Annotated in this window: 13 protein-coding genes and 1 pseudogene; 10 read left to right on the forward strand and 4 right to left on the reverse strand. The window is 69.7% G+C overall.

Features of this window, described 5'->3' with window-relative positions:
- Positions 1-196: 196 nt before the first annotated feature.
- Positions 197-862, forward strand: coding sequence for an endonuclease NucS (nucS, locus tag H613_RS0116155; protein WP_026924621.1), 666 nt, complete (start codon positions 197-199; stop codon positions 860-862).
- Between the two features lie 54 nt (positions 863-916).
- Here the strand turns inward: nucS and H613_RS27055 are convergent, their stop codons facing one another.
- Positions 917-1,306: a hypothetical protein gene (locus H613_RS27055; protein ID WP_051393430.1), complete on the reverse strand. Its 390-nt coding sequence runs from the start codon at positions 1,304-1,306 to the stop codon at positions 917-919.
- 371 nt (positions 1,307-1,677) lie between these two features.
- Between H613_RS27055 and H613_RS0116165 the strand changes: the two genes are divergently transcribed.
- The 3 genes and pseudogenes from H613_RS0116165 to H613_RS32660 form a co-directional block, all read left to right on the forward strand.
- On the forward strand, positions 1,678-2,766 hold the full coding sequence (locus H613_RS0116165) for a mannose-1-phosphate guanylyltransferase (protein ID WP_026924622.1): 1,089 nt from the start codon (positions 1,678-1,680) through the stop codon (positions 2,764-2,766).
- Between the two features lie 8 nt (positions 2,767-2,774).
- Positions 2,775-3,284 carry a hypothetical protein gene (locus H613_RS0116170; protein ID WP_026924623.1) on the forward strand — a complete coding sequence of 170 codons (510 nt, stop codon included), beginning with the start codon at positions 2,775-2,777 and terminating at the stop codon, positions 3,282-3,284.
- Positions 3,285-3,591: 307 nt separating this feature from the next.
- A pseudogene (locus tag H613_RS32660) lies at positions 3,592-3,843 on the forward strand (WhiB family transcriptional regulator); the annotation flags it as partial.
- A gap of 648 nt (positions 3,844-4,491) precedes the next feature.
- On the opposite strand, the gene H613_RS30210 reads toward H613_RS32660, so the two are convergent.
- A complete protein-coding gene (locus tag H613_RS30210; RefSeq protein ID WP_156926074.1) occupies positions 4,492-4,920 on the reverse strand; it encodes a metallopeptidase family protein in 429 nt (142 codons plus the stop codon).
- Between the two features lie 143 nt (positions 4,921-5,063).
- On the opposite strand from H613_RS30210, the gene H613_RS0116185 reads away from it, so the two are divergent.
- Genes H613_RS0116185 through manA form a run of 5 tightly spaced genes read left to right on the forward strand, consistent with a single transcriptional unit; the run spans position 5,064 to position 9,491 of the window.
- Complete coding sequence (locus tag H613_RS0116185; protein WP_026924625.1) at positions 5,064-5,465, forward strand: DUF3499 domain-containing protein; 402 nt, start codon at positions 5,064-5,066, stop codon at positions 5,463-5,465.
- A gap of 54 nt (positions 5,466-5,519) precedes the next feature.
- Positions 5,520-6,893, forward strand: coding sequence for a phosphomannomutase/phosphoglucomutase (locus tag H613_RS0116190; RefSeq protein ID WP_026924626.1), 1,374 nt, complete (start codon positions 5,520-5,522; stop codon positions 6,891-6,893).
- A 5-nt stretch (positions 6,894-6,898) separates the two neighbouring features.
- Positions 6,899-7,075, forward strand: a complete 177-nt coding sequence (locus H613_RS0116195; RefSeq protein WP_026924627.1) for a Trm112 family protein — start codon at positions 6,899-6,901, stop codon at positions 7,073-7,075.
- A gap of 2 nt (positions 7,076-7,077) precedes the next feature.
- Positions 7,078-8,271 (forward strand): SIS domain-containing protein, encoded by a 1,194-nt coding sequence (locus H613_RS0116200; RefSeq protein ID WP_035738329.1) that lies wholly within the window; start codon positions 7,078-7,080, stop codon positions 8,269-8,271.
- Positions 8,272-8,330: 59 nt separating this feature from the next.
- Positions 8,331-9,491 carry a mannose-6-phosphate isomerase, class I gene (manA, locus tag H613_RS0116205; protein WP_026924629.1) on the forward strand — a complete coding sequence of 387 codons (1,161 nt, stop codon included), beginning with the start codon at positions 8,331-8,333 and terminating at the stop codon, positions 9,489-9,491.
- Between the two features lie 6 nt (positions 9,492-9,497).
- Here the strand turns inward: manA and H613_RS29375 are convergent, their stop codons facing one another.
- Positions 9,498-10,532, reverse strand: a complete 1,035-nt coding sequence (locus H613_RS29375) for a GNAT family N-acetyltransferase (RefSeq protein WP_051393433.1) — start codon at positions 10,530-10,532, stop codon at positions 9,498-9,500.
- Between the two features lie 707 nt (positions 10,533-11,239).
- Between H613_RS29375 and ahcY the strand changes: the two genes are divergently transcribed.
- On the forward strand, positions 11,240-12,718 hold the full coding sequence (gene ahcY, locus H613_RS0116215; RefSeq protein WP_026924630.1) for an adenosylhomocysteinase: 1,479 nt from the start codon (positions 11,240-11,242) through the stop codon (positions 12,716-12,718).
- 373 nt (positions 12,719-13,091) lie between these two features.
- Here ahcY and H613_RS27070 read toward each other — a convergent pair whose 3' ends face one another.
- Positions 13,092-13,985, reverse strand: a complete 894-nt coding sequence (locus H613_RS27070) for a serine hydrolase (protein WP_051393434.1) — start codon at positions 13,983-13,985, stop codon at positions 13,092-13,094.
- Between the last annotated feature and the right edge of the window lie 89 nt (positions 13,986-14,074).

Consider the following 14,074-nt stretch of genomic DNA (forward strand, 5'->3'; position numbering starts at 1 on the left):
GGGTCTCGATGTCCTGAGTATTGTTCACACTTCACTCAACGAGACCCTCTCCTGCTGGTCACGACCCGACCGGGTTAGGAATCAATCATCTAGAGGCCGCTGCGCACCCGGGCGGCGCGCAGCGGGAACTCGCGCTCGGACACCAGCCGATCCCTCCGGGCGGGGCCCGTCGGGGGCCGCCGGTAGGGTCGTCGGCATGCGTTTGGTTGTCGCTCACTGCTCGGTCGACTACACGGGCCGCCTCTCCGCCCATCTGCCCATGGCTCCGCGCCTGATCATGATGAAGGCGGACGGGAGCGTGCTGATCCATGCCGACGGGGGGTCGTACAAGCCGCTGAACTGGATGACGCCGCCGTGCACGGTGGCCGAGGCGGACTCGGTGTGGACGGTGACGTCGAAGAAGTCCGGCGACCAGTTGAAGATCACCGTCGCTGAGATCCTGCACGACTCATCGCACGAACTGGGGGTCGATCCGGGCCTGCAGAAGGACGGCGTCGAGGCGCACCTGCAGGAGCTGCTGGCGGCCGACACGGGCCCGCTCGGCAAGGGCTGGTCGCTGGTGCGGCGGGAGTTCCCGACCGCGATCGGGCCGGTCGACCTCATGTGCCGGGACTCCGAAGGCAGGCACGTCGCCGTCGAGATCAAGCGCCGCGGCGAGATCGACGGCGTGGAGCAGTTGACGCGGTATCTGCAGCTGCTCAACCGGGATCCGCTGCTGGCGCCGGTGGACGGGGTGTTCGCGGCGCAGGCCATCAAGCCGCAGGCGCGGGTCCTCGCCGAGGACCGGGGCATCCGCTGCGTCGTCCTGGACTACGACGACATGCGCGGGGCCGTGGACGAGTCGCAGCCGAGGCTGTTCTAGGGCAAAGCGAAAGGGCCGCAGCCGAGCTGCGGCCCTTGTTGCTTGCGCTGGAGGCTACTCCATGTTCTCGAGTTCCTCGTTCAGGTCGTCGAGGTACTGGTCGCACTCTTCCTGAGACTCGTAGCCGAGGTCGGAGCAGGCCTGGTCCACGGCCTCGTTGAAGACCCAGGCGTTCATCAGGACGGCGCCGCCGATGGCCAGGATGCCGAGCACCAGGCCGGTGCCGCCGGTTCCCTTGCCCTTGCCGCCGCGCGAGCCGGCCTTGGCCAGGGCGATGATGCCGAAGATGAGGGCGAGGACGCCCAGGGGGATCGCCGTGAGGATGTTGATGACCGGGATCACGGCGAAGACGAGGCCGATGATGCCGAGCACGAGAGCGGTGACGCCGAAGCCGTTGCCCTGCTTCTGGACGGGCTGGGCAGCGGGGGCGGGCGGGTAAGCCACGGAGGTACTCCTCAGTTCGTGTTGATCGTTTGGGCGGAACCCGGGTGAGTCTAGGGCACCCCCGCAACCCCTGAGCTGCCTGGATGCCCTCAAGACGAGAGATCCTCCTCACGCGAGCGCAGCGGGTCGGAGCGGACACGAACCGTGACTGTCCTATTTGATCTTCTGTGGCTATGAAATCGCCCAGTCCGGCGGTTTCACCTCCACCACGGTGGCCAGGCCGGGCGTGTTCGGGGCGGCCTCGTCGATGCCCGGCGTGATCGTCCAGTGCGAACACGAATCGGTTCAGGACATCGTCGAAAGCGCTATCGGCTCCGGCCCCGTCCCACCGGGTGAACCGGCACGTGGAGACGGCATGCAAGACTATTGGCATGCTTCACGCGGTGGTCCCCGCAGGCGGTTCCGGCACCAGGCTCTGGCCCCTGTCTCGCGCTCAGCGACCCAAGTTCCTGCTGCCTCTGACAGGAACCGAGTCGTCGCTGCTGCAGTCGACGGTCGAGAGGGTGCGGCTGCTGTCGCGGCCCGACCACGTCTACGTCGTCACCGGCACCGCCCACGCGGTCGACGTGGCGCGCCAGCTCCCCGAGGTGCCCGGCGACAACATCCTGGTCGAGCCCTCCCCGCGCGACTCGGCCGCCGCGATCAGCCTGGCCGCCGCCGTCATCGCCGAGCGCGAACCGACCGCGATCATGGGCGCCTTCCACGCCGACCACCTCGTCCCCGACGCCAAGTCCTTCGCCGCGACCGTCGAACGCGCCATGGAGCTGGCCGAGACCGGCCTGCTGATGACCATCGGCGTCACCCCGACCGGCCCGGACACCGGCTACGGTTACCTGCGGCTCGGCTCGGCCGTCGGCCCCGGCTTCAAGCTCGCCGCCTTCGTCGAGAAGCCCGACCAGGTCTCGGCGGTCGAGTACGTCTCCTCGGGCAACTACCTGTGGAACGCGGGCATGTTCGTCTGGCGCGTGGACGTGTTCCTCGACGAGCTCGCCCGCCACCGCCCCGACCTCCACGACGCCGTCCGCACCCTCGCCGCGGCCTGGGACTCCACCGGCCGCGACGCCCTGTTCGCGAAGCTGTGGCCCACCTTGGAGAAGATCTCGGTCGACTACGCGGTCATGGAGCCGGCGGCCGCCTCCGGCAAGGTGGGCGTCGTCCCCGGCGACTTCGACTGGCACGACGTCGGCGACTACAACACCCTCGGACAGGTCCTCAAGGCCGCCGACCGCGTCGGCAACGTCATCGTCCAGCCGTCGGAGCCCGGCGAGGTGCTGCTGACCGAGTCGAAGCGCAACGTCGTCGTACCCGGCGGCGGGCGCCTGGTGGCCACCGTCGGCGTCAACGACCTCATCATCGTCGACACGCCCGACGCGGTCCTGGTCTGCCCCAGGGACCGCGCCCAGGAGGTCAAGGGCGTGGTGGAGGAACTGAAGCAGGCGTCCCGGACCGATCTGGTCTAATACCCGCCATGCCGTCAACGCACCGCACCCGCACCATCGTCGCCGCGATCCTGATCGCCTGCGCCGCAGTGTTCATCGCCGTCGCGCTCTCGCAGTGGATCGTCGGCGCCGGTCTCGATCCCCGCGACGACTACGGTTCGCGCGCGGCCGGGATCGGATTCGCCGACACCGCGCGTCAGACGCTGTTCTCGGTCGTGCCGGTGGCGGCTCCGGCCCTGGCGGCCTGGCTGCGCCCCGGACGGGTGATTCGGCGCTGCGCCCAGATCGTTTACGGATGCTACCTCGTTACGGGTGTGCTGCTGGCATTGTCGGCGGCGATGTACGGATACGACGATGCGACCCAGCTCGCCTCCCAAGGCGAGGTCTGGATCGACACCCGCGCCGCGACGGAACGGCTGCTCCTCGATGGAGTGTGGCTGGTCCTGGCCGGCGTCGGCGTGGTGTTCGTGCAGTGGAGTCGGGTACGCGAGCAGTTCTCCATGTTGCTCATGGAAGATGAGGAGTCCCCGAAGGAGTGAGTCTGAGGGGTCCTTCCATCACCGAGATCACTGTGCGCTATCGTCTGACGTCAAACCGTTATCGAAATAGCGATGAGCACTCGTCGTCCATCGAGATGAGTTAGCGGCGCGACCCCGGTTACAGGTCGCCCGCGGGCACCAGGACCTCGATCGCATGCGGCCGGCCGGCGGCGCCGCATTCACAGGGTCGTACGCGCGACAGGGGAGGGAGCGCGTCGATCCTCGGGTCTGGCATCCGGTGCCGTGCAAGGAATTGCAAGGGGGGAGCACCGGCTCGACCGGTGCGCATACAAGGAGGCGGACGTATATGGACGGCCGTGACTACCTGGCCGACCTATTGGGCAACGTTCCGGAGTGGCAGGCTCGCGCACTGTGCGCGCAGACCGACCCGGAGGCGTTCTTCCCCGAAAAAGGGGGCTCGACGCGCGATGCGAAACGCATCTGCGCACGATGTGAGGTCAAAGAGAACTGTCTACAATACGCACTCGAACACGATGAGCGCTTCGGCATCTGGGGCGGATTGTCGGAGCGGGAGCGCCGCAAGATCAAGCGGCAGGCCCGCGAGGCCGCCCGGCGACGCGCCGAACGCGCCATGCCGGTGGTGGTGTGCATGCCGACCCCGATGATCAACCCCGAGTTGGAACCGGTCCTCGTAGAAGCATGCGATCCGGCGATCGACTCCGACACGCTCGTCGCCGAACCGATACCCGTGGGCTCGGTCCTGGTCGAGCAGCGGGCGGAACCCGAACGCGAACGCGTTCCGGTCGCCGCCTGAGGAAGCCCCGGCGAACCAGCCGACTCGGCACGTGAGGGGTGGGACGGCATCGTCCCACCCCCGCGCTGTCTCTGCGGGCAGATAGACAATGGCCCTATAATCTATAATCTATAATCTATAATCTATAATCTATAATCTATAATCTATAATCTCGACAGTATGCCCGGTCCCGTGCTCGCACTCGGAATGCACCGCCCGAGCGCGGAACGCAGAGGTGACCCGTAGCCGAGGGCTGGGAACCTCGGGCCGTCCACCCGCGCACAGAGCACGGCGAAGCCGTCTTCGGCACCACGCCCACGCCGTAGGATCGTCCGGCCTCGCATAGAGCGCATTGTCGACCGGCGCACTGCCCGCCGCGCTACGCCTCGCCCGGCCGCACCTGCGCGTCGGGCCGGCCATAGAAGACGTCTTGCCCGCGTCTGAGGCGCCTGCTCAAGGTTCCAGGCTCTCCGGGGGCAGGTTCAGCAGCGAGGCCAGCTGCTCGACCAAGACGCTGCTCACCAGCATTCCCAATTCCGCGTCGCTATCGGACCGCAGCTCGATCGGGCGCCGGTACAGCACGATCCGCGGCGCGGCCGCCGCGGTCCCCGGCTGCGCCGGGTAGAGCTTGGAGAGCGCCACCCCGTGCGACTCCACGATGTCCGCCTCGTAGGCCCGCATCTGCGGCGGGACGTCCTCCACGGCGAACTCGACGTGCCCCAGCGGCGAATGGCGTCCCATCGTCTCGGTCATGTGCCGCTCGATGGCGTTCACCGCCTGCAGGACCAGCGCGTTGAACTCCTCTACAGGCGTGCGCCGCATCGGCAGTCCGCTCGGCGCGAGGGGCCCCCTCATCCCCCGCCCGTGACGATCTCTCCGCATGCGCCCCACCTTAGCGTCCGATGGGACCGAAACCCTCCATGGCGGAACGGAGCGGGGCCCGCGCGTCCCTCTGCCCCATAAATCGGTTCTGCACCACTGCTCAGCGCCACCGAGTTCACCTTCGCGGGTGGTAGTTTCGTGGGGTGAGGTCGGATCGGCGTTGCTCCCGGAACGGCTGCCGCCAACCAGCGGTGGCCACATTGACATATATCTACTCTGATTCCACTGCGGTGGTAGGCCCGCTCGCGACGACACGCGAGCCCCACAGCTATGACCTGTGCGATGCCCACGCACGTCGTCTCACCGTGCCCCACGGCTGGGAACTGGTCCGCCACCAGGGCGACTACACCGCGCCCATGCCCACCGACGACGACCTGGTCGCCCTGGCCAACGCCGTCCGCGAAGCCGCCACGACCGAGCGCCCCGAGCCCGAGCCCCCGCAGCCCGAACCCGCGCCGCGCCAAGGCATCAGACCGGGCGGACCGGCCGTGGGTGCCCGGCGTCACCTCCGGGTGGTGTCGGGAGACGAGGACGCAAGCCGTTAGTCTCGGGGTACAACCGGCCCCGCGCACCACCTTCCGAAAGGCGGACACACACCCGTGGCTCCACAGCTCAGCGAATTCGTGAAGGCCTACGACGTCCGAGGACTCGTCGGCTCCCAGTTGACGCCAGAGGTCATGGAGGCGATCGGCGCGGCCGCCGTCGCCGTGACCGGCGAGCGCACCTGGGCCGTCGGACACGACATGCGCGACTCGGGCCCGGACTTCGCCGCCGCGTTCGCACGCGGCGCCACCGCCGCCGGAGCCGACGTCATCGAGGCCGGGCTGTGCTCGACCGACATGCTGTACTACATCGCCGGCGCGCGCGACGTGGCCGGGGCGATGTTCACCGCCAGCCACAACCCGGCCGAGTACAACGGGCTCAAGATGTGCCTGCCGGCCGCCCGGCCCATCGGCCTCGACACCGGCCTGGCCGACATCCGCGACAAGGCACAGGAGATCCTCGACGGCGAGCCGCTCCCGGCTGCGGAGAAGCCCGGCACCGTCACCACCGAGGACTTCCTCGGCGGCTACGCCGCCTACATGCGCGGGCTGGTGGACCTCTCGGGGATCCGGCCGCTGAAGATCGTCGTCGACGCCGGCAACGGCATGGGCGGCCACACCGTCCCGGCCGTCCTCGGCGACCAGCTGCTCGACGCGCTGCCGCTGGAGATCGACCCGCTGTACTTCGAGCTCGACGGGACCTTCCCCAACCACGAGGCCAACCCGCTGGAGCCCGCGAACCTCGTCGACCTCCAGGCCCGCGTCAAGTCCACCGACGCCGACCTCGGCCTCGCCTTCGACGGCGACGCCGACCGCTGCTTCGTCGTCGACGCGGACGGCGAGCCGGTCACGCCGTCGGCGATCACCGCGCTCATCGCCACCCGCGAGCTCGAGAAGCACCCCGGCAGCGTCATCTGCTACAACCTCATCTGCTCCAAGGCGGTCCCCGAGATCGTCGCCGAGCACGGCGGCCGGCCCGTCCGCACCCGCGTCGGCCACTCCTACATCAAGGCCGTCATGGCCGAGGAGCAGGCCGTCTTCGGCGGCGAGCACTCCGGCCACTACTACTTCAGGGACTTCTGGTTCGCCGACACCGGGATGCTCGCGGCGATGCACGTCTTGGCCGCGGTCGGCGCATCCGGCAGGTCCCTGTCCGAACTGGCCGGCGAGTTCGTCCGCTACGTCCCCTCCGGCGAGATCAACTCGAAGGTCGCCGACGCCCACGCCAAGATCGACGAGGTCGCCGCCCACTACGCGTCCCGCGCGCAGACAGACCGGCTCGACGGCCTCACCGTCGAGCTCGACGACGGCTCCTGGGCGAACCTGCGCCCGTCGAACACCGAACCGCTGCTGCGACTCAACGTCGAAGGCCCCGACCAGGCCTCGATGGAGCGGCTCCGCGACGAGATCCTCCACATCGTTAGGAACTGACACCCATGCCCGCCTATCCCGCCCCCGTCCTGCTGGAACTGCTGCGCTGCCCGGACCCGCACCACGCCCCCCTCGCCTACGACCGCGAGGCCAACTGCCTCACCTGCTCTCAGTGCGACAAGGTGTTCCGAGTCGAGGACGGCATCCCGGTGATGCTGCTCGACTCCGTCAAGGAGGAATAGCGATGGGTCCAGACGACGACGGCGTGGCGGGCATCACCGGCGACCGGCTGCCCGACGAACGGCGCATCGAAGGCGAACTGACCGAGTCCACCAATCCCGGCGGGGCGCTGTGGGCGCTGTCCTCGGCGGGCCCGCAGCTGCGCGAGTCGGCGGCGCTCGCCGCCGACGCCGGGCTCGGCGTCCTCGCCGACGAGGGGCGCCCCAGGGCGCTCGTCGTCGCGGGCGTCGGCACCGCCGCCCGCACCGGCGACGTCCTCGCCACCGTGGCGGGGCCGCGCTGCCCCGTCCCCGTCCTGGGCCACCGCTCCGCGGGCGTCCCCGGCTGGGTCGGCGCCGCCGACGTCGTCCTCGCCGTCTCCGCCTCCGGGCGCAGCCCCGAGGCGCTCGCCGCGGCCGAGGCCGCCGCCCGCCGCGGCGCCCGCCTGGTCGCCATCGGCGCCCCCGACTCCGAGCTCCAGGCAGTCGCCGAGCGCGCCCGAGCGCCGTACGTCGCCGTCCCCAGGCGCGCGCCCGCGCGATTGAGCCTGTGGGCGCTGACGATCCCGGTGCTCCTGGCCGGGCGCGAACTCGGGCTCGTCCCGCTCGCCGAGGCCGACATCGCCGAGACCGCCAAGCGCCTCGACGAGGACGCCGAGCGCTGCCGCGCCAGCGCCGACTCCTACGTCAACCCCGCCAAGGAGCTCGCGCTCAACATCGCCGGGTCGATCCCGGTCGTGTGGGGCTCCAGCCCGCTCGCGGGCGTGGCCGCCCGCCGCTTCGGCGACATGCTCGCCGCGAACGCCCGCTACCCCGTCGTCTCCGGCGAGCTCGGCGAGGTCGGGCGCGGGCGCGTCGGCCTCCTCGACGGCGTCTTCGGCTCGCTCGCCGAAGGCAAGCGCGACATCTTCGCGGACGAGGACGACGACGAGCTGACCCGGCTGCGGATCGTCCTGATGCGCGACGACGGCCTCGACGGCGACGACACCGCGCCCAAGCCCGACACCAGGCGCGCCGACGCGGTGGCCAAGCTCGCCGAGCGGCGCGGCGTGCGCTGCGACGTCATCCCCGCCGAGGGCGGCTGCGCACTGGAGCGCCTCGCCTCCCTCATCGCGGTCGCCGACTTCGCGTCGGTCTACCTCGCGCTCGCCCACGGCCTCGACCCGATGCGGGTCCCGGCCGTCTCCGAGATGAAGGACGAGGCCGTCGGCGGCGAGTAGACGCCCGTGGCGAACCGATACAGTTGTTCTTCGAACACGAACGGAAATGAGGAGCGGCCGTGCAGGGGCTCGACGGTGTCATCCGCAACTACGCATGGGGCTCGCAGGTCGACATCGCCAGGCTCCAGGGCCGTGAGAGCCCAGCCGAGCTGCCCGAGGCCGAGGAGTGGTTCGGCGCCCACCCGACGGCGCCCTCGATCCTCGACGACGGGCACCCGCTGGACGACGCGGTCGCCTCGCAGCCGGCGCCGCTGCTGGGCCGGCGCGCGCTCGGCCGGTTCGGCCCGCGCCTGCCGTTCCTGCTGAAGCTCCTCGCCGCCGACAAGCCGCTCTCCCTGCAGGCGCACCCGAACTCGCGCCAGGCCCACTCGGGGTACCAGCGGGAACGGCGCATCGGCATCGACGCGGCCTTCCGCAACTACGTCGACGGCAACCACAAGCCGGAGCTGCTGGTGGCGCTCACCGACTTCCGGGCGCTGTGCGGCTTCCGCGATCCGCTGGCGTCCGCCGACATCATCGAGGCGCTCGGCGTCCCCGCGCTCGAAGGGCTCGTGCGCACACTGCGCGACGAGCGGGCCGGCCTGCAGCGGGCCGTCACCGATCTGCTCGGGCTCGGCCGCGACGAATGCCGCGAGATCATCGGCCTGGCCGCGAAGACGGCGCTCGACGAGGCCGGGGAGCCGGTGGGCGAGGGCGCGGCCGTCCTCGTCGAACTGGCCCGCCACTACCCCGACGACCCCGGCGTCCTGGTGGGCATGCTGCTCAACCACGTCACGCTGCGTCCCGGGGAGGCCGTGTACATGCCCGCGGGCAATCTGCACGCCTACCTCAAGGGCTTCGGCGTGGAGATCATGGCCGCCAGCGACAACGTGCTGCGCGGCGGGCTCACCAGCAAGCGCGTCGACGTGCCGGAACTGCTGCGCGTCTTGGACTTCCGGGCCATGGACGAGCCGCGCGCGGCCGCGCGCGACGAGGGCCCGGTGCGGGCCTGGCCAGTGCCCATCGACGACTTCGCGCTGCGCCGCGTCGAGGTCGGCGCCGAGGCGCAGTCCTTCGACATCGACGGCCCCAGGATCTGCCTGTGCACCGGCGGGACCGTGACGGCGGCCGACGACGACGGCGAGGTCGCGCTCGACCCCGGCCGCGCCGCGTTCTCGGCGGCCGCGGCCGGACCGCTCCGAGTCTCAGGCGAAGGCGAGCTGTTCATCGCCTCCGCCTGAGGTCACTCAGACGAGCTTCTTCTGCACGTCGATGTCGCGGCACAGGGCCCGGTAGCCGACCGCCTCGTTGATGCTGATCATGTGGTCGTTGACCTCGGCGTTCCAGGTGTGGACGTAGCGCATCCTCGGCCGGTACTCGCGCAGCAGCCGTTGGTTGGCGATCTTGAGGATCGTGCCGAGCCGCTTGCCGCGGTGGGCGGCGTCGACGATGGTGTCGTCCTGCCAGGCGTGCTCCTCGTCGCCGGGGTTGACCACGATGGCGGTGAACCCGGCGACCGCGCCGGTCTCGACGTGGCGGACGGCCGAGTTGAGGCGCAGCTGGGCGCGCTCGGCGAGCGTGCGCTCGATGTCGCGGAGGCGCGCGGCGTCCCATTCGGCGGGCCGGATGTCGAGGTCCGCGCCTTGCGGCGGGTCGGTGTACATGCGCTCGTTGAGGTGGGCCAGGCCGTCGAGGAGGTCGTCGGGCGCCGCGGAGGCCCACTGCACGAGTTCGTAACCGGCGGCGCGGTTCCAGGCGTCGGCGTAGAGGCGGGACAGCTCGTCGTCGTCGACGAGCGTGAGGTCGTTGCGGCGGTGGATCTCGTTGTCGACTTCGGCGTAGCCGCGGGCCCCTGCGAAGTGGCGCCCGGAGTGGTCGAAGCGCGGCGCGCCTTCGAGGGAGTCGACGACGCCGGTCAGGAGCGTGTCGCGGCCGTTCGCGGCGGCGCGGCGCTCGGCGAACTCGGCCAGGCGCGTGCCGATGCCGCGGCGGCGGTGCTCGGGATGGACTTCGAGTTCGAACTCGACCAGGTGCTGGTTGTCCTGCGTCGGCATGACCAGCCCGGTGAAGCCGACCACGGTGTCGCCGATGCGGGCGGCCCAGCGCTCGACCTTGATGGACGCGGGGTGGAGCAGGAGCCGCAGGCGCTGGAGGCCGGGGAGCGGCAGGTCCGTGTCGGGCAGGTCGTGCCGGCGGACGGCGGTCTGCATGTCGATCCAGGACCGGACGAGCGCGTCGTCGGTGACCTCGATCGGGACGATGTCGATGTCAGGGTTACTCACATCAGGACCATCGCGCATACCGGGGCGGGGTGCAATCGATTTAGGAAAAGCGCAGCGCACGCCGAAGCAGGTAGTCCAAGGGGGACCCCACTCTCGGCGACGCTTGCGAGCCGTAAATTTGCAAGGCGAAAGGATACCTGCGGGGTACGACAAAAAGTGTGGGCGGCGGTTCGGGAGGCGGAACAGGACGGAACCCGGGGGCGCGAGCACGCGTTGCTCGCGGCGGAGCGCTGGGGAGTCGGGCTGCCCGGCCTTCGGTGAAGGGATGTCCTCGGAGCGCCGGGGCGCGGAGCGTTGGGGCCTTACGTTCGGCGCATGCGGTGCGGTGGGCGCGGGAGGCCTGGCTCGGCGCCCGGAGACGAGCATCAACGACATGGGCACGCGGCTCGGAGGAGCCCCGCGCTGGTGATCGGGGCTTCTCGGCGGAACGCCGATGCGTGAAGAAAAAGGTGCCGGACACAAAAATGTGCCGGGCGGCCACCCCAGACCGCCCGGCACTCCCCCCGGTTTGGTTCCCCCGCGCGTCACTGGCGGCGTTTCACGACCCTGTGGGCCGTCCCGCCGCTGTGACGCTGCGTATCTGCAATATTACCCAGAGCCTCACGAGTGTCAAGCAGAAACGTGGGTTGACACAGATATTTTTTGCGTGTCTCCCGCCACCACGCCGTTCGGCGGCCCGCACACCCCCGGCGCGTACCATTCCTCCCATGACGAACACGCTGCGAGACAGCGACTACAAGGTCGCCGACCTCAAGCTGGCCGACTTCGGCCGCCACGAAATCCGCCTCGCCGAGCACGAGATGCCCGGGCTCATGGCGCTGCGCGAACGCTACAGCGACGCCAAACCCCTCGCGGGCGCCCGCATCACCGGTTCGCTCCACATGACCATCCAGACCGCCGTGCTCATCGAGACGCTCACCGCGCTCGGCGCGCGCGTCCGCTGGGCCTCGTGCAACATCTACTCGACGCAGGATCACGCCGCCGCCGCGATCGCGGTCGGCCAGGGCACCGCCGACGAGCCGCAGGGCGTCCCGGTCTTCGCATGGAAGGGCGAGACGCTCGAGGAGTACTGGTGGTGCACCGATCGCGCCTTCGACTGGGGCGACGAGGAGCCGAACATGATCCTCGACGACGGCGGCGACGCCACCCTCCTGGTCGTGCAGGGCGCGAAGTTCGAGGCCGCCGGGACCGTCCCCGACGCCTCGAGCGCCGCCAGCGAGGAGGAGGGCGTGATCCTCGCGCTCCTGGCGAAGTCCCTCGAGGAGGACGCGACGCGCTTCACCCGCAAGGCGCAGTCCATCCAGGGCGTCACCGAGGAGACCACCACCGGCGTGCACCGCCTCTACGAGATGGAGCGCGAGGGCCGCCTGCCGTTCCCGGCGATCAACGTCAACGACTCGGTGACCAAGTCGAAGTTCGACAACAAGTACGGCGTGCGGCACTCGCTGCCCGACGGGATCAACCGGGCCACCGACGTGCTCATCGGCGGCAAGGTCGCCGTGGTCTGCGGCTACGGCGACGTCGGCAAGGGCTCGGCCGAGGCGCTGCGCGGCCAGGGCGCGCGCGTCATCGTCACCGAGATCGACCCGATCTGCGCGCTCCAGGCGGCGATGGACGGCTTCCAGGTGCTCACGCTCGACGACGTCGTGGAGACCGCCGACATCTTCGTCACGACCACCGGCAACCGCGACATCATCTCGGTCGACCACATGCGGCGGATGAAGCACCAGGCGATCGTGGGCAACATCGGCCACTTCGACAACGAGATCGACATGGCCGGGCTCGCCGCCGAGCCGGGCGTCAAGAAGCTCGAGGTGAAGCCGCAGGTCCATGAGTGGCAGTTCCCGGAGCGTGCGGAGGGAACCGAAGGGCACAGCCCGGATGGGCATTCGGTCATCGTGCTGAGCGAGGGCCGGCTGCTCAACCTCGGCAACGCGACGGGGCACCCGAGCTTCGTGATGAGCAACAGCTTCACCAACCAGGTGCTGGCGCAGATCGAGCTGCACACGAAACGGGACCAGTACCCGATCGGCGTGTACACGCTGCCGAAGCACCTCGACGAGGAGGTCGCCCGCCTGCACCTCGACGCCCTCGGCGTCAAGCTGACGAAGCTGACCAAGGCGCAGGCCGACTACATCGGCGTCGACGTGGAGGGTCCTTACAAGGCGGATCACTACCGGTACTGAGCGGAGCGAGGGGACGGTAGCGGGGGGCACAGCCGGTACTGAGCGGAGCGAGGGGACGGTAGCGGGGGGCACAGCCGGTACTGAGCGAAGCGAGGGGACGGTAGCGGGGGGCACAGCCGGTACTGAGCGAAGCGAAGGGACGGTAGCAAAGGCACAGCCGGTACTGAGCGGAGCGGGACCCGCAGCGAGAGCTCGGTCGCTATTCAGCGAAGCGAAGGCCCCGGCCGTACTGCGCGCAGCGGTGAGCGGTGGCTGCTGTACCGCACCCAGTGAGACCTTATAGGTTATAGATTATATGACATAAGGATCGCAGTGTTCGTGAGCACGAGAACGGCCCGGCCGGCTGGCCGGGCCTTTCTGCTTGCTTTCGCTGTTATGCCTGGTCGATCACGTCGCGAGTGATCCTCGCGATCTCCTCCACGATCGGGATGCCTTCGGCGTCGTCGACGGCACCGCTGGTCAGGATCGCCATCTTGACCGGGTCGGCGCCGTCGCCGCCGAGGACGCCGACCGAGTTGACCACCCACAGGCCGCCCAGCTGCGACTCGACGTCCCAGCCGTTCTTGAGCCAGACCGACTCGCCTTCCCGGGCGGCCGCCGAGACGCCCCAGTCCTGGGCGTCGATCACCGCGCCCATGAGTTCGCGGCCGTAGTCGACCTGCTCGGCGTCGAGGACGCCCTCGAAGAGGTCGAGGTCCGCGATGACGAGCTGGTCGGCGGCGACGGTCTCGGTCAGGCCCCACCGCCCGTCGGCGTCGGAGACCGTGTTCACCAGGCCGTAGCGCTCGTGCGCGGCGTCGAGCGCCTCCTTGCCGCCGAGGAAGTCGAACAGCGCGGTCGTGGAGTCGTTGTGGGACTCGGTGATCATGCGGTGCAGCAGTTCCCGGTGGTCATCGGGGACCGCGTCCACCGATTCCCAGTGCTGCTGGACCATCGCGAGGATCTCCATCTTGACGATGGAGGCGGTGATGTGGGTCTGCGCGCCGTTGTGCTCCAGGTGCGTCCCGCCGCGCTCGACGGCGACGGAGGCCTCGACGAGGGTGCCGGTCGAGGCGAGGTAGTCCTCGATGGCGGCGGCCAGCTCGTCCTGCAGTTCGTCGCCGGAGCGGCCGAAGATCCCGTCGAGGACGTTCTCGGCGGCGTTCGCGCCCGCGTCCGCGAGGAACGCGCCGGCCGCCACGGCCACGGCGGCCGGGACGGCGGATCGCAGTACGGTTCGGCGGTTGAGGCGCGAGAGCTCCTCGGCGCCGCTCGGTTTCCGAATCATGCTGCACAGGCTATGGAATCGGGCAAGTCGGAGTCAATGCCGCAGAGCTGAGAATCCTCTCAGCAACGGTGCCGAACATGTCATGTCGC

Origin of the sequence: Glycomyces arizonensis DSM 44726, from assembly GCF_000482705.1 — a bacterium.
Classification (GTDB): Bacteria; Actinomycetota; Actinomycetes; order Mycobacteriales; family Micromonosporaceae; genus Glycomyces; species Glycomyces arizonensis.